The 15,178-nt window shown below is 61.3% G+C and carries 17 protein-coding genes; 7 read left to right on the top strand and 10 right to left on the bottom strand.

The window, feature by feature from the left end:
• Positions 1-230: 230 nt before the first annotated feature.
• The 4 genes from Sj15T_RS05475 to Sj15T_RS05460 all read left to right on the top strand — a co-directional run bounded on the left by Sj15T_RS05475 (position 231) and on the right by Sj15T_RS05460 (position 3,496).
• Positions 231-629, top strand: coding sequence for a VOC family protein (locus Sj15T_RS05475; protein WP_148225636.1), 399 nt, complete (start codon positions 231-233; stop codon positions 627-629).
• 36 nt (positions 630-665) lie between these two features.
• Positions 666-1,499, top strand: a complete 834-nt coding sequence (fghA, locus tag Sj15T_RS05470) for an S-formylglutathione hydrolase (protein ID WP_041386981.1) — start codon at positions 666-668, stop codon at positions 1,497-1,499.
• Between the two features lie 100 nt (positions 1,500-1,599).
• Complete coding sequence (gorA, locus tag Sj15T_RS05465; protein WP_013041674.1) at positions 1,600-2,943, top strand: glutathione-disulfide reductase; 1,344 nt, start codon at positions 1,600-1,602, stop codon at positions 2,941-2,943.
• Between the two features lie 163 nt (positions 2,944-3,106).
• Positions 3,107-3,496: an HPP family protein gene (locus Sj15T_RS05460; RefSeq protein ID WP_338756207.1), complete on the top strand. Its 390-nt coding sequence runs from the start codon at positions 3,107-3,109 to the stop codon at positions 3,494-3,496.
• 53 nt (positions 3,497-3,549) lie between these two features.
• Here the strand turns inward: Sj15T_RS05460 and Sj15T_RS05455 are convergent, their stop codons facing one another.
• The 4 genes from Sj15T_RS05455 to Sj15T_RS05440 all read right to left on the bottom strand — a co-directional run bounded on the left by Sj15T_RS05455 (position 3,550) and on the right by Sj15T_RS05440 (position 5,102).
• Entirely contained in the window at positions 3,550-3,759 is a 210-nt protein-coding gene (locus tag Sj15T_RS05455; RefSeq protein ID WP_193377944.1) for a hypothetical protein, read from the bottom strand.
• 171 nt (positions 3,760-3,930) lie between these two features.
• Entirely contained in the window at positions 3,931-4,104 is a 174-nt protein-coding gene (locus tag Sj15T_RS05450; RefSeq protein ID WP_154651063.1) for a hypothetical protein, read from the bottom strand.
• Positions 4,105-4,110: 6 nt separating this feature from the next.
• Positions 4,111-4,305, bottom strand: a complete 195-nt coding sequence (locus tag Sj15T_RS05445; protein ID WP_148225634.1) for a hypothetical protein — start codon at positions 4,303-4,305, stop codon at positions 4,111-4,113.
• A gap of 185 nt (positions 4,306-4,490) precedes the next feature.
• Complete coding sequence (locus Sj15T_RS05440; RefSeq protein WP_013041669.1) at positions 4,491-5,102, bottom strand: nucleotidyltransferase family protein; 612 nt, start codon at positions 5,100-5,102, stop codon at positions 4,491-4,493.
• A gap of 588 nt (positions 5,103-5,690) precedes the next feature.
• On the opposite strand from Sj15T_RS05440, the gene Sj15T_RS05435 reads away from it, so the two are divergent.
• On the top strand, positions 5,691-6,158 hold the full coding sequence (locus Sj15T_RS05435; RefSeq protein WP_013041667.1) for a hypothetical protein: 468 nt from the start codon (positions 5,691-5,693) through the stop codon (positions 6,156-6,158).
• Here Sj15T_RS05435 and Sj15T_RS05430 read toward each other — a convergent pair.
• The 3 genes from Sj15T_RS05430 to Sj15T_RS05420 are packed head-to-tail and all read right to left on the bottom strand — an operon-like array spanning position 6,155 to position 11,961.
• Positions 6,155-9,886, bottom strand: coding sequence for a conjugal transfer protein TraG N-terminal domain-containing protein (locus Sj15T_RS05430; protein ID WP_244884592.1), 3,732 nt, complete (start codon positions 9,884-9,886; stop codon positions 6,155-6,157). The genes Sj15T_RS05435 and Sj15T_RS05430 overlap by 4 nt on opposite strands.
• Position 9,887: 1 nt before the next feature.
• Positions 9,888-11,309: a conjugal transfer protein TraH gene (locus Sj15T_RS05425; RefSeq protein WP_049775278.1), complete on the bottom strand. Its 1,422-nt coding sequence runs from the start codon at positions 11,307-11,309 to the stop codon at positions 9,888-9,890.
• A 52-nt stretch (positions 11,310-11,361) separates the two neighbouring features.
• The gene (locus tag Sj15T_RS05420; protein ID WP_013041664.1) at positions 11,362-11,961 is read right to left on the bottom strand and encodes a hypothetical protein; all 600 of its coding nucleotides are present in this window, start codon (positions 11,959-11,961) and stop codon (positions 11,362-11,364) included.
• A gap of 222 nt (positions 11,962-12,183) precedes the next feature.
• On the opposite strand from Sj15T_RS05420, the gene Sj15T_RS05415 reads away from it, so the two are divergent.
• Entirely contained in the window at positions 12,184-12,432 is a 249-nt protein-coding gene (locus Sj15T_RS05415; RefSeq protein ID WP_013041663.1) for an AbrB/MazE/SpoVT family DNA-binding domain-containing protein, read from the top strand.
• Positions 12,429-12,827, top strand: coding sequence for a type II toxin-antitoxin system VapC family toxin (locus tag Sj15T_RS05410; RefSeq protein WP_013041662.1), 399 nt, complete (start codon positions 12,429-12,431; stop codon positions 12,825-12,827). The genes Sj15T_RS05415 and Sj15T_RS05410 overlap by 4 nt, the downstream gene beginning before the upstream one ends.
• A gap of 38 nt (positions 12,828-12,865) precedes the next feature.
• Here the strand turns inward: Sj15T_RS05410 and Sj15T_RS05405 are convergent, their stop codons facing one another.
• The 3 genes from Sj15T_RS05405 to Sj15T_RS05395 are packed head-to-tail and all read right to left on the bottom strand — an operon-like array spanning position 12,866 to position 15,130.
• A complete protein-coding gene (locus Sj15T_RS05405; RefSeq protein WP_253720793.1) occupies positions 12,866-13,717 on the bottom strand; it encodes a conjugal transfer protein TraF in 852 nt (283 codons plus the stop codon).
• Between the two features lie 44 nt (positions 13,718-13,761).
• Positions 13,762-14,358 carry a S26 family signal peptidase gene (locus Sj15T_RS05400; RefSeq protein WP_013041660.1) on the bottom strand — a complete coding sequence of 199 codons (597 nt, stop codon included), beginning with the start codon at positions 14,356-14,358 and terminating at the stop codon, positions 13,762-13,764.
• Complete coding sequence (locus Sj15T_RS05395) at positions 14,330-15,130, bottom strand: type-F conjugative transfer system pilin assembly protein TrbC (RefSeq protein WP_013041659.1); 801 nt, start codon at positions 15,128-15,130, stop codon at positions 14,330-14,332. The genes Sj15T_RS05400 and Sj15T_RS05395 overlap by 29 nt, the downstream gene beginning before the upstream one ends.
• Positions 15,131-15,178 lie beyond the last annotated feature (48 nt).

The raw sequence follows: 15,178 nt of genomic DNA, 5'->3' as shown, positions 1-15,178 counted from the left end.
CACGCTCGGTGTTTCGTTGCGCGCCGCAACACACAGGATCGATCCTATCGTCGTGCGGGCAGATGGAGCGGCGCCGGGAATGTCGCAAGCCAGAGCATATTCTGGAGCGGCTCGCGATCAGCCCCAACACCGGGGACAAACTGTGGCTTGGCGAAGGCATTCGCGCAAGTGGTACACGCCGTCTCACTGAGGGACTCAAAGAAGAATTCAATAATTTCAAGTAAAGGAGAATTATTATGGCAGTTATTTCCGGTGATGGTGTATTTTCGCACGCATGTCTCGGTGCCAGCGATCTGGCGCAGTCGACGGCTTTCTACGATGCCGCGCTCCGGCCACTCGGTGTCGCGAACCTCGGCCCGTTTGGCGATAACATCGTGCTCTACGGCAAGGACAAGCCCGCGCTCCTGATCCTCACGCCCGGCAACGGCGAGGCCCCATCGAGCAACGGCGTCACCGTCGGTTTCGCGGCATCGAGCCAGGCCGATGTCGACGCGTTCCATAAGGCCGGTCTTGCCGCGGGCGGCGTCGATGAGGGGGCGCCCGGGCCGCGTGGCCATCTGCCTAACGCCTATGCCGCGTATCTGCGCGACCCGGCGGGCAACAAGGTGTGCGCCTACACCTTCGTCTGAGCATTTTCGACCGTGGCTGGAGAGTGACATTTGATGATCGAACAAGTCAGCACCACCAACAGCCATGGCGGTGTCCAGAGTGTCTACAAGCATGCCTCGACCAGCACGGGGACGGAGATGACATTCTCTGTCTTCGTGCCGGTCCATGCGCCCGGAAGCAGCCTGCCCGTCGTCTGGTATCTCTCCGGGCTGACTTGCACCCACGCGAACGTCACCGAAAAGGGGGAGTATCGCCGGGCGTGCGCGGATCTTGGCCTGATCTTCGTCGCGCCTGATACCTCGCCGCGCGGCGAAGACGTCGCCGACGATCCCACAGGAGCCTATGACTTTGGGCTGGGCGCGGGATTCTATGTCGATGCAACGCAGGCGCCCTTCGCACAGCATTACAAGATGTGGACCTACGTGACCGAGGAACTGCCCTGCCTCATAGGCGCGAATTTTCCGGCCGATCTGGATCGACAGTCGATCCTTGGCCACTCTATGGGTGGGCACGGAGCGCTCACGATTGCGCTCAGTTTTCCGAGCCGGTTCAAAGCCGTATCCGCGTTCGCTCCCATCGTCGCACCCTCCCAAGTCCCCTGGGGACAAAAGGCGCTGGGTGGATATCTAGGCGCGGATCAAGCTGCCTGGCGCAGACATGATTCGGTCGCTTTGATTGAGGACGGCGCTCGGGTGCCGGCGCTCCTGGTCGACCAGGGCGAAGCCGACAGTTTTCTTGAAAAACAACTGCGCCCCGAGCTTCTTCAGGGCGCCTGCGAGCGCGCTGGCATCGAGCTCGAGCTTCGCCTGCGCGCCGGATACGACCACAGCTATTATTTCATCTCGACCTTCATGGAAGACCATCTGAATTGGCATGCGAGTCGGCTCTGATCGCTAAGGCTCGGCCGCGACCTACCCGGGGAGACTTCCGAACCGCGCGCCGCGCGAAGGGTGACGGTCGGAGCTCCAATCGCTAGAACAGGAAAACAGAATGCCCCAATTCGATTATGACCTCTTCGTGATTGGAGCGGGTTCGGGAGGTATTCGTGCTGCTAGGGTTGCCGCGGCTGCTGGCGCGCGGGTCGCGGTTGCAGAGGTGTCGCGGGTCGGAGGCACCTGCGTCATTCGCGGGTGCGTGCCGAAGAAGATGTTCGTCTATGGTGCCCAGTTCGCCAAGGACGGGCGATACCGCGAAAGACTCGGCTGGGCCGGCACCGAGGGCACGTTCGACTGGCAGGTTCTACGCGACAATGTGAGCGCCGAAGTCTCCAGGCTAGAGGGGCTGTATCGCCAGACGCTTTTCACGCACAATATCAACCTCTTTCGCGGCGGAGCGCGGATCGTCGGCCCAAATGCTGTGGACGTTGCTGGTTCGCACCTGACCGCTGAGAAAATACTGATCGCCTCAGGGGCAAAGCCGACAATTCCTGATGTTCACGGCGTCGAGCATGGAATCACGTCGAACGAGATATTCGAACTCGAATCCTTGCCGCGCAGCATCGTGATCATTGGAGGCGGCTATATCGCGATCGAGTTCGCCGGCATCCTCAACAGTCTTGGCAGCGAGGTGACCCTCCTGAACCGTACGCACACGATCCTGCGCAGCTATGATGCCGAGCTGACGGCGAAACTCGTCGACATCTACCGGGCGCGCGGGATCAAGCTCCTCTTCAGCACGTCGCTGGTGGGCGCCGAGCGGGACGTCAACGGCCGCATCGCCATGGAACTCAGCAACGGAGATCATCTTGTGGCCGATGCGCTTATGTTCGCTGTGGGCCGCTCGCCGAACATCACTGCGCTCGGGCTCGACGAGGTAGGAGTGGCGACCGGACCCAACGACGGCGTCACGGTCGATGCCGAGAATCGGACCTCGGTGGCGAGTATTTTTGCGGTTGGTGATGTGACCGATCGCATTCAGCTGACGCCCGTTGCAATCCGAGAGGGCCATGCGCTGGCCGACCGCTTCTTCAACAACAGGCCGGCCGACATCGACTATACTGCCGTTCCTTCGGCCGTATTCAGCGATCCGCCCCTAGCCTCGGTCGGGCTCTCGGAGGCGGCCGCCAAGGCCGCAGGCATCGAAGTCGATATCTTCTCATCGGATTTTCGCCCCATGAAGCATGCCCTCCAAGGATCATGCGAGCGCGCTTTCTACAAGATGATCGTGGATCGCGCGTCAGGCGCCGTGATCGGGCTCCATCTGCTCGGACCCGAGGCGCCGGAGATCCTGCAGATCGCAGCCGTGGCCATGCGCGCCGGTGCGACCAAACAGCACTTCGATGACACGATGGCGTTGCATCCGACAATGGCAGAAGAACTTGTTCTGCTCAGGTGATCAGGATGGAAACAGTCGGTCTGAGGCAAGCGACAGAACCGCCGGCGCGCCCGAGGACTCTGCGAAGTCTCAAGGCGACGGGTCTCGCGGTGCATTTGCGCGACCCATACTCCTTTCGCTGATCTGCGCGTGTCTGGTCGGCTTGGCGATCCTGGTGGGACAGATGGTCGTCGACACAAGCATCCTTTTGACTTCGCTCATATCGAGCGCTGTCGTGATCATCACGGCGCCTGCGAGCAAGGCGAGCTATCCTGCCCGTGTGCTCACGAGCCATCTAGTCGCGGCCTTGACGGGACTCGTGCTACGATCCTTTTTGCCGATAAGCCCATGGTCGGTTGCGGCCGCCGTCGGCTTTGCGCTGCTGATTGTCCTTGTCGCGGATCGACTTCACCCGCCCGCCATAGCCAATGCCGGCATCATGTTTTCGGCAAACGGCTCAACGCTCGAACTGATCGGCCTCGTGGCCGTGACGGCCTCGATCCTTACCGGAGCAGCGTTTCTCTCGCGTCACTGCTTGCTCCGCGTTCCAACTGGCAAAGAGCCATTGAGCTGAGCCGCTTTGGTCAAGCCGGACTCGGGTATAGCCCCATTTCGCGGCTTCCTGCATTAGCGTCTGGCGACTGGCGCGAACTCGTTGTTCTTCGTCGTGTAATCGAGGACATCGGCGCAGTTCAGCTTCTTGCGCAGATAGTAGACGGGGTCATCGCTGTAGAGCGTCGGGAACAGGCACAGATCAGCTTCGACGAAACGGTCTCCAGTCAGGCAGGGTCCGTTGCCCACGGCAAGGCGCGAGCCGAGCGCACCACAGACTCGCACGGCAGATCTATGAGACTGAAGGTTCGGCGTGAACCTCAGTCCCGACCCTCTACGACAAGAAAAGGCTGCGAATCGTGTCGAAAGAAAAGCTCCGAGATACTTCGGATGTTTAACCGAGACGCGACCCCGGGCCTTCTTCATCGTTTCGGACCATCTTCGGCTCGGCGCCAGCTAGCCGACGATCATGCTGTGCTTCATGCTCGGAATGGTTCTGGGCATTCCCGTGTTGATACGGCTCAGCCAGTTGCGCGGCACGCGCTTCGGCGTCGCTTGCGCGATGCTGGGCGCTGCTCTCTCGAGCCTGGCGTTCACGGCGATCCCGTCCGGCGGCGCAACGACCGCCATGATCGCCTACAGCTTGGTCGGCCTTTTCACCGGGGCTATCAGTTCATCCTCAACGCCGCCATGGTCGCCCTCGCGAGCCTGGACCGTGCTGAGAGTGGACGCGACCAGGTAAGTCTGCATCTGGCGCTGCTCGCCATGACCAACAACATTGGCTACGCCGTCGCCGTCGGGATCGTCAATGGCCTGCTCCAGCTGTTTCATTATCAGGCCGGCGCCCCTGAAGGAAATGCGACTTGGGCCGTGATTGGCCTCGGGCTCGTCTTGCCGGCTTTTTTGTTCATCGCGGCCGCGATGAACTTCGTGGCAGTCCTACTATTACCTCTCGGTGGAATGACGAGAGCCTAAAGCTCACCACGCTCAAATCGTGATTAACTTCAAGTGGCCCATCACCAATCGAAATGCTTCATGCTCCGTTCAAGGTCCGCCGGGGAGTCAATATCCACAAGGTCTTCGGGCCTAGCTACAACCAACGTAGCACGGCTAATGAGGCTACGCGCGCCTTGGTCGCCATTAAGTTGCTGCAACATCTCGAACCATTCCGCACCGAATAGGGCAGGGGGCATCCGGCTTCCATCAACCCCTGACGCAACGAGGGTGCCCGTTCCTTTATATTGGGCCAACAATCGTTGGAAATGAACGATCGGCACAAATGGCATATCGGCCAAGGCGATCAAGGCAGCTTCTACACCGCGCTTGTGGGCTGCCGCTATGCCCAAGGCTATCGAGCGCGCAATCCCATCCTCGGGTCGATTGTTTATCAAAGCCTGAAAATGGGGCCATTGCAGCGTCGAGTTGCTTGTTACAACGAAACGCGCGGCAAAAGGTATGGCTGCCAATCGCTTCGCGGCGTAATGACCAAGGGCCTTACCTCGCACGGCAGTGGCAATTTTGTGTTCTTTGCCGAATCGCACCGATTGCCCCGCGGCGAGTAAGATTGCCGCTGTGCTTGCTTCGGCGACGGAACCTTCTTGCTGTTCAATCGATTTGGTGCAGTGCATGATCACCTTCGCCCGAACTCCCAGCTGATGTATTTTGGCCTCCCTAGCATTTTGATAACTGCGCGGTAATCGGCTGGATGAACCTTGTCGCTCGATCCGACGTTCCAAAAGCCGAAAGCGCGATCGCCGTTCAGTCTCGCGACGGCATAGATCTCCCACGCCACCGATCGACCATATGGATAGATCCATGTCACCCGAGCCCCACCAAGTCTCGCGCGAAGATCTGGAAGGCGTACTCGAAGCTCGCGGGTCGAATCATTCGACCCTACAGCCACGATGACTGATCGATAGCGGCGCTGAGGAAGCATGGCACTTACCGCTTCGACACTGGCACCAACCGTAGCGCGAACATCACAATCATGCGGATGGAGCGCACCGAGTGCCCCGGCGATCCCCACAGCGATGCTGTCCCCGATGATTAGGCAGGACATTATCGCTGCTAACGGCTCGATCGAGGCAGCGGGAAACACGAAGGATCATGCCTGACCTCCGCGATAGTGAGGGCGGCCATCGCTCCCATAATGGAAATCATTGCCGATTCCTTTTTCACAGCCTCAGTGCTATGAGTAGGACTGAAAGGAGCCGGCGATGGACCCGCAAGGCGCGACACCTAAGACTTCGGATTGTCCGACCGAGGCGCAGCCTAAGGCACCGCGCCTGTCCCAGTGGCTGTGGCGTCCGTGGTACGCCAAGCTTTGGTGGAAGACCGCAGCCATTTTCTGGGTCGCTTTCATCCTCGAAGAGGCTTTCGTTCCCCGTTCTCTCTCGCACGCACTTTTCGATCAATATGAAGGCTGGATTCTTGGGGCGCTGCTCCTGTTCCACCCTTTCTTGATCGTCCCCGTCCTCGCCTTCGGTTGGCTGTGGGCGCTGTCCAACCAACCACGTGGTGAGGGCGAAGGTTGGATCGCAGGGGCCTATGATTGTTCGACCGGCTTCGGATTTCTCGGGCGCAATATGGACCCGACGAATCCAGCCGATCCTCGATTTGTGGGCCTTCCATGCAATCCGGCCAGTGAGGCATGGCGTAATCAGCACGTTCGCGGCCATTCCTAACGGCGCTTAAATTCAGGATCGCCGTCTTCCAGGCCATTGGTTCGATCGCCAGTGAAGCGCCCGCTTCGCAAGATTTGGCTTTGTTCAATCGATGTGAATGGCGCTGTCGCGTCCCAAGGGCCACGCCCCGCATCCGCTTGATCCAAATAACGATTTCGGAGGCCGTCAGCACCGAGGATCGCGCGACCCAGCTCGCTACTGAATGCCGCCTCCGGTGTGCGGGACCTTGAGGCAGCTCGTTCAGCATTTGCGATAGCGTTGCGTACGTCATGATTCACGATATCAATGGACGAACGCGCATCTGTCGAGCCGACGCCTAAGTCGGATGTTTGCAAATTGATACTAGCGGTAGATCCACCTTCGTTCCCAGATGCTTGCCCTGCTTTTCCTTTGGCGGTTTGGCTACCGCGTCCCCCAACTCCGCCACTAATTCCGATGCTTTCGGCATCGCCATTCGTAACTTGATGGGAGGCACCGCGAGACAAGGAGCGTTGCCAACCAGTTTGAACCATGATCGCCGTTACATCGCGTTCCAACGTGTCGGCAACCTGTGGTTTGAGCCGCCAGTTGCCGCTGCGATCCATCTCGAACCCGCCCTTGAGCCAATTCGCCATCGCCGCCTGGCCTTCCGTGCCACTACCGAGAAAATGTTCGATCGTATCGGGTCCCGCTTGCTTGCCGGCCTCGAACCGTGTGCTGGTATCGCTCCGCGCCGACCGCTGGAAGCCCGTACTGCTCGAGATGAGCAGATCATTGTGAGCAAAGCTGAACCGCGCGCTGCCGCCATTGGCGACCGCGCCAAGCTGGTCCTGGTTGATCAGCCCGGCCCGCCACATCTGCGCTGCAGTTTCCGGTGTCAGATTGAGGCTAAAGTCTCCATTTTGATCCATCGCGATCTGGCGCTTCGTCAGATCGATACCATGACTCCGCAGCAATCCTTGAGCCCTTGTAAGGCGCTCATTGTCCACGATGCGGGTAAGCCGCTCGTTCCGAGCGCGATCGGCGACGCCGGCAGATCCGCCTTCCGCCATGTCGACCTGGTTGCCGGCAGTTCTCGACAGCGTTTGGATGAAGCTGTCGAGCCGAGCGGCCTCGCGTGTTGAGACACCTGCCGCTTCAGCTCCCTCGGCGAACCCGAAATTCTCCGACTGCCGACGTTGCTCGCCGATCCGCGCCGCGTTGCGCGTTCCATCGTGACCAACTTCGCGCTGTGCATCGAGCTTGCCGGCGCGCTCCGCAAAATCATAGCCGGCCGCTTCGCGTGTCCGACCGTAGACGCTGGTTCCTTCACGCGCCGCCTCGGCTGTAGCGCCGTCCGCGGTTCCGACATGGACCGCCGCATTGTAGCTCTCCAGCGCGTGCATCACCTGAGCCTCATTGCGACCCGTTGCGCGGGAGAGTTGGCTGATGGCGGACGAGCGCGCTTCACCCGACAGCGCATTGATGAAGGAGATGCGCCGGCTGGTTTCGTCGACCGAGAGGCCGAGCATGGCCGCTGCGTTGCGCTGACCTTCATTGCTGCCGGTTCGGTGCGCCTGCTCGGTAGCCACATTGCCGCGCTCAACCTGCGCGACCCGGTCGCCCGCATAGTCCCGCCGCCCCTCCATCGCGCCTACCTGCACCTGCGCTGACGTGAGGTCATTTTGCAGCATCGCCTCCTGATCGAAGGTATTGGCGATAAGCTTGGCGAACGTCGGATCAGCCGATGCCTCACTGATGACGCTAGCCGCCTTTAGCTGCGCATCGTCCGCGCCATAACCGTTGCGGGAAAAGTGCCGTGTCGCGCCCTGCAGCATCATGTCGTATGCACGCTGGTCGCCGAACGCCCGCCATTGCACCATATTCTGCGCGAATGATGCAAAAGCGCGCTCGCCCGCCTGGCCCTCTCCGAAATATCGATTCCCGAGAGATCTGAGCGCGTCTTTCTCCGCGAACTGATGGATGGCGGCCGTCGTCGCGTTCGCGCGCACGGCGCGTTGAACGGCCGGGTTCGAGAGATCGCCGTTGACGAGGGCAGGGGTCAGGCCGCCCAATTCCCGGGCGGCATCGATGCCGCCCATTCCAAACGCAGGAACGCCCGGAACGCCGGATGCCCGCTCGCTGAGCAGACCGCCGGCTGCGCCAAAGCTTCGATTTGCTCCGAACGTCGAGCGCTCGCCGAAATCTCCGAAGTTCGACGAGGCGTTCCGGCGCGCCATCGTGCCCGTTGCGGACGCCTGCGCCTCGAGGGCTGAGGCATAGCCTTCGCCGGTGGCGAGCGGTGCTGCCGCGGCGCTCGCCTGGCCATGTACGCCGAGAGATCCGCTGGTGAAGGATGTGAAGACATTCCCGGAGAAACGGAACACCGTGAAGACAAAGGCACCGGCGAGACCCGCCGCTGCTGTCCTGAAGCTGCCGAAGATGGCGAGCGCCTTTTGCGCTGCCGACGGCGCCAGGAGCCACGCATTGGTCGCCACCGCATTCGAGCGCATCTCGGCGAGCGCATCCATCGCGCGGCCCAGTGTCAGCTGATAGATGCCGGCGTCGATCACACCCCAGAGCGCCACGAACACGAACAGGCCGAGCGCGAAGCTGGCCACGCGGAGGTTGATCGGCGTCAGGATGAAGAGCAGCGCGATCGGGATCATGAACAACATGATCCCGAACACGACGGCACGGATGGTTGGCATCCATTCGTTCGCCACTGACATGGTGGCAAGGCCGTTCGATATCACGGCACGATTGGCCATGACCCTGGCCGCAGAAGCCGGACTATCCTCGAAGAGAACGTCGCCGACGCTGTTGCCGAGCAGGATATTGGTCATGAACGCCTGGAGAGAGAGCGGAGTGCCCATCATCATGTCGCCCATTTCGCCCAGCTGGCTCCGGCAGCGATTGAGCTGGTCGGGCTGGGTCACATCGAAGCCGGTCCGTGTGCAGACCTGCCGGCTGTAGTCGTCGAACAGCGCGGGGTCCGAAAGGGCTGTCGAGATATGCTGCCATGCCTCGTCGCAGCTCACCGTCGTTCCGCCCTTGTCGGCGGCCGTATAGACGGTTGAGAATGTCGCTGGTCCGGCCATTGCTGCGAACGCCGCAGGCAGATCGGTGGCAGTTCGGAACAGCCTATCATCATCGACGCCATAGGCTGCGGAGACCCGGGCCACGGGATAGCATTGCCGCACATAATCCTTGATCGTCGCGTCGAGAAAGGTGTCGGTAATTGGGCCGCGCGGAGATACGGCATTGAAGAAGAGGTCGAACGTGTGTCCGCCTGCACCAAACTCGATCTTGATGTTGGGATCGAGCGTATTGTCGTCGATCGTCTCGACCAACGCGCGCTCGATAAGGTTAGTGGTGCCGGCCACCAACACCAGCAGATTGGGAACGTCACCGACCGGCTGATAGGCGTTGCGGACCTTGTCGTAGACGTGGACGGTCCCAGTGGTGGCGATCATGCCGACGAACAGGCCGATCCCGATCAGCATCTGGAAACCGAAGGCGACGAGACCCATCCCTTGTCCGCGAACGCTCGCCAGCAGCGCGCCGAGCGAGATGCCGACGGTCGCGATCACGATCACGAGCGTCTCGTAGCGCGGATCAGCGAAGATCATTGCGACGAGGCGAAAGGCATCGACCGTCTCGGCAAACCCGTCATAGGTATAGAAGCTGGCGTCGATCGCGAAAGCGGGCGTTGCGGCGCCCACCATTGCGAGGGCAAGCGCGACGCGGATAAGGCGGCGGATCATCATCTCACTGCTCCCGTGCGGCGGCGGCGCCGGCAGCGTCGCGGGCATCGCGATCGCGCTGTCTCATCAAGCCCGCATAATTGGCGGACAGGTTCGCGGCTCCCAACGCCGCCAGGTACGATTGTCGCATCTGCGCGCGCTGGCGCAGAACTTCTTCTCGGAGATCGCGCAGCTGCTCGATCCCCTTGGTCAGGATGCGAGTCTGGCAAATGCTGGTGTTGGCAGCATCGGCCGCGCCCGCAGCCGTTGTGCCGCGCTCGGCATTGCTCAGCGCAAAGTCGATTGACCGTGTGAGGTCATTCAGCATCTGATAGGCAAGGGTGAGCGCGACCAATTCGTCGGTATCGCCGATTACCGAGCCTGCCACGCCCTGACGGACGCCCCATTCGAGCATACGGTAGACGGGCAGCGTGCTGACATTGGCTACGAACTGTCGTTCCTCGGCTGTGAGCGCCGCGCGCGTTCGAATCTTGGTTGCAATCGAATCCATGCGCGTGCGCGCCAGCTCCAGGGCGCCCTTGCCTCCATCGTTTGAGCAGTCGGCGCCGGTTGCCGGGATGTTGAGCACGCGGCGCTGAACGCGGCCGCTCAGGAAATCATCCGGGGATTCGGTGTCCTGGCGCGGGCAGGCGGGGATCGCCGAGAAGAGCGGAACCTTGTCGTTCGGATCCCACCGCATATAGACGTCGCCCACCCGCGCCCGCATGACCTCGGCCCAGTCGGCCGCGCCGACGCGCGAGGCCGCGTGAGAGAGCAGAGAGCCGGTACGGAAGATGTCGGTGACCTCCGCCGGGCAGTTCTCCAGCGCGTCCTTCAGATCTTCGGTCGGGTTGTTGTTGTTGGCCTGGATCTTCTCGCGGCTCTGTTGATAGCTCTTGGCGAAGCCTTGCTTGACGGAACGGTATCCAGTCATCTCCTCGATGATCCCGGACATATTGTCGTCGCCCTTGGCGATCTGGACCATACGGTTGGCGAGGCGGCAGTCGTTGACCTGGATCGAGTTCAGGAAATTGGTGGCCGCCTCCATCTTCGAAATGATGTTGCCCATCTTCTCGTCGAGCGTTTCGAGGAGGTACTGGAATGCGACCGCAGGCGCTGCCTGCAGGATGCTCTCCAGCTTCTGGACGAGATAGTCCGGGTCCAGGAAGCTCATGCCGCCAAGGAACATGTCGATGCCGCCGCACCCTGCCTTCACCTTGGGCAGGCTCAGCGACATGAGATAGTCGTTGTGCACGTCGACGCGTCCCGACATCCCGCCGGCGGTCAGATAGCCCCGGGTTTGATCCTCGAAGCTTCCCGGGCTGGTATAGGTGACATTGTCGAACCAGCTCTCGGCCCAGCTCTGGGCATGCGCGGGGACGGTTGTGCCGCACGCGGCAACCACGGCAATTAGCGAGATACTCAGGCGCGACAATAAGCGAGACATGGCGGATGTCCTCGGGTTGGAGCTGCGATCGAGAGGAGTGAGCCCGCCATGCTCAATTCCCCTTCGAATAGGGTGGAGGTGATGCTGCGATGCCGACAATGCCGGTGAACTTGGCCATGGCACGGACGCCGACGTCCGGCCTCACACCGGTCATCATCTTGAAGGCAAGATAGATGTTCCGCGCGAGATTGACGCTATGGTCGGTTCCGATCGCGATCGGGATCACGCGATTGGGATCGTTGGTGGCTCGCACCCACGCCACGGGATGTCCGACCCAGGGGAGCCCCAGCCGGCCAGATCGCACGATCGCCTCCTCGCGCGAAAGGACAGCGACATTCACACCGTACTGACGGCGCAGGATCTGGAGTTTGGCCCACAGGTCGGCGCAGGGCGCGCATTGAGGCGAAGTCGTCATTTCCACGACAAAAGCCGGGGCATCTCCTTTCAGCGTCGCACTAAAATCCGGTGGGAAATCGCGGGTGAGGGGGACGCGCGACAGCCAGGCCTGCATTGCCGCGGGATCGGCCACCGGGTGGATCGCAGCACGCCGCGATGCATCCTGCGAAACCTGCTGTGCGCCGGCGGGATCGACAGTCAGCCCGCCAATCACGATTCCCGGTATTCCAAGAAGGAATCGGAGAGGCGTTCTCATAGCCGGTCTCCTCGTTCGTAGACGGTCGCGTGGCTATGTTTGAGCTTGGCTGGCGATCCTGAAGCACGATCCGAAACGTCACCGTTGGTAGGCGCGTCCTGGACATTAACATGGATCGCTGCAGTGGGAGCCACGACGAGGTCGAGCCGTTTAACGATAGCAGTGCAGACGTTGACTTTAAGGTGGTTTCCCCTTACAAACTTTGGCCGAAGGAGTGCCGCGATGAATGCGTATACCTTGACCTCCAAGGGACAAATCACACTGCGCAAGGAGTTCATGCAGCACCTCGGCGTGCATCCCGGCGAGAGGATCAATATCGACAAGTTGCCTGACGGAAGCATCAAAATTACTGCGACGAAGGCGACTGGGAAAATCTCGGATGCCTTCCGGCTGTTCAAGCACGACGGCCCGACGATCTCGATTGAGGACATGAATGAGACGATCGAAAAAGGATGGGCCGGAAAGCTGTGAAGATTACCGCCGATACAAATCTGCTTGTCCGCGCGATCGTTCTGGACGACGTGCGTCAGACCGAAGCAGCCGAACATGAACTCGACAAGGCCGCTCTCGTGGCTTTGACTCTGCCTGCGTTGTGCGAGTTCGGTTGGGTGCTCTCGAGTAATTATCGACTGGCGCCGGCCGATATCGCTACCTCGATCCGCAAGTTGCTTGAGGCGAGCAACGTAGCCGCAGATCATATCGCCATTAATGCAGGTCTTCAGATGCTCGATGCCGGTGGGGATTTCGCGGATGGGGTGATTGCCGCAGCGGGAAAGTCGCTTGGCGCCGAGGCATTCGTGAGCTTCGACAAAAAAGCCGTGCGGCTTCTTCGCGCGAATGGCGAGGCCGCGCGCCCACCGAAGTAGTCGGGAGAAGCGATCAACGCGCTCATAGTCTGCCCGATTCATCGTGGCTTCTGGTCCGGCGGCGAGCTGATGAGATTGCCACCGACCATCTCTTCTGCGGCTCGTGGATCGCTTGCTGAGACAGGCCCCAGGCCCAGAGCGTCAAAGAAACCACCTTCCTCGCCGGCTCCGGTCATGAACTGCTCGGGCCGAATATCGCCGGTCAGAAGGCGCACTGCCTGATAGGCCATCTGCGCGAGATTCGGATAGGCTTCTACGCCGCTTGCGATGATCATGCGCTGCTGGCTGTTCCGACGAATGATCATCGTGGTCGGGGTCACCTCGACCCCAAAGCGGGCCCCGAGCTCCGGGCGGCGATCGATGTCCATGAGCGTCACCTGCCAACCCATCTCGTCCTGGAAGCGTTGGACGATCGGCCACTGGACACGGCAGTAACCGCAGGTGGTGCGGCTGAACATGACCAGCGCGAACTCACCGGCGTGCGCCCGCAGATATTGGCGGCGCGTGTCGTCCTTGTAGGCAAGCAGTTGATCGCGTGCATCGCCGACCATCGGATTGGCGGACTTCGAGTTGAGCTCGGGATGCTGCAGCATCGCGAGTTGCGTGACGCCGGCGAACGCCCTGGCTTTTCGCCGTGCAAAATCCTGGAGCCGCCAGAAGTCGGCGACTGCATCGACCGTGAGCACGGTTGCAGCATAGTCGCGCTGCTGTTCAATGAGCTTGCGAATCTTAGGGGGTGTCCATGTCGCAAGCTCTGCCATCGGCGGGATCGCCGGCTTGACCAACGCATCTTCCTCGGCCGGCTTGGGTTCGGCCGGCTCAGGCTTCGGTGCATACCACCAATAGCCCTCACGCGCGGGGTCTGACTGCGCCTGCGCGGAAGCCGACAGCGGCGCAAGTCCGAGCGCAGCGGCGAGGACGATCGCGCTCCCCTTCACAGCACGCGCTCCATTCGCGTTAGCCGTCCGATCGAAATCGGGCCATAATAGCGGCTGTCGAACCCGCTGGGATGGCGCGAGCCGACGAATATGAACCCGGCCGGAATCAGTCGCTGCGTCGGTCGGAAATGCTCGAGGTGCTGTCCGTTGCGGCCTATCGGCTTGCTGACACCGAGCAGCTTGTCGTTGCAATAATACCAGCCATCCCATTGCCCATGCACCATTGAGGGCTTCTCGATCATGTCGAGCCGATCACCCGGCATGCAGAGCGCATATTTGGTGACCGCGACGGGCTTTGGTCCAGCCAGTGGATGCGACAGCATGAAGGACACAAGGTCGCCGCGATGGATCGGGCCGGGATCCGCACGGACCGCCCAAGCGTCGATCGACGGACTCATCACCCACGTGACCTGCGGGATCGCCCACCAGGTGAGCAGTCCGATCGGCAGCACGATGCAATAAGCCTTGAAGAGCTGCTCGGGGCGCAGCGGCTGTCCCAGGCCCGAAGCGCCAAGCGCCACGGCCGCCCGCAGTGGCAGGAGCTTGACCTCCGGCCAGGCTCTTTTACCGAGATTCCAGGCGAGCCTGAGCATCGCGCACCTCCTCCCTGCCGCCGAGGCGGCCATATTCTTCGAGCAGTCCGGGAAGGGCGGCATCCCCCTGGACAATGTGCGAGCTACGCGGACTATTGTCTTCGCGCTCACAATAGGGCTGTGTTGGGTCACCAGGGATCATGGCCAGTGCCGGCACACGGGTGATGCCATGCTGTCTGAATATGATCGGATCGACGATCAACTGGATATCGCGCATCGCACAAGCCGGTCCCTCGCAGCCGGGGTCGATACGCAGGATTTCTGCCGAGAGCTTTGCCATCGGCGCGACCTTGTTGAGGCCCCCCGGCATGCCCCGAAACGCGATCACACCGCGCGCCTTTTCGAGCTGTCCCACATAAGTACGCAAGGTCGAGACCGGTATCGACGAAGACACGAAGAGAACCGGCACCCAGCCTGCCTTCGCGGGCGGCGCAATAGTCTTTGCAAGCGCCGTGGTGTCAGGCGCTTCGAGCCCGAGCGCTTGGCCGAGGCGTTTCGCCATCGCCTCGCGTTCGCGTGCTACGTCCGCGCGACCAGCCTCGAGCGCTGATCGAGCGCGCGCATCCATCGCGGGTGCCGGTGCACGGCGGCGCATCGCCTCAAAGGCGCGCCGACGGGTCTCCGGCGTCGCCTCGGAAGGCGTTGTTGGCGTCCTGCTTGCATCGTGCGGTTTCTGTCTAGCAATCGCGCCCTTGAGCCGGTCGACGGCGGCGTCACCTTGCTGTTCGATCTGCGCTTTTGCGCCATCAGGCTGCGTCTGCGCTTGGACCATGACAGGCAGCGCCAAACCCCATAGGGTCATGATGACTATCGGTCTCAG

Origin of the sequence: Sphingobium sp. TA15 (assembly GCF_037101235.1) — a bacterium.
In the GTDB taxonomy this organism is placed as follows: Bacteria; Pseudomonadota; Alphaproteobacteria; order Sphingomonadales; family Sphingomonadaceae; genus Sphingobium; species Sphingobium indicum.
Note: the sequence above shows the minus strand (reverse complement) of the source record. Positions and strands in the feature narration are given on the sequence as shown.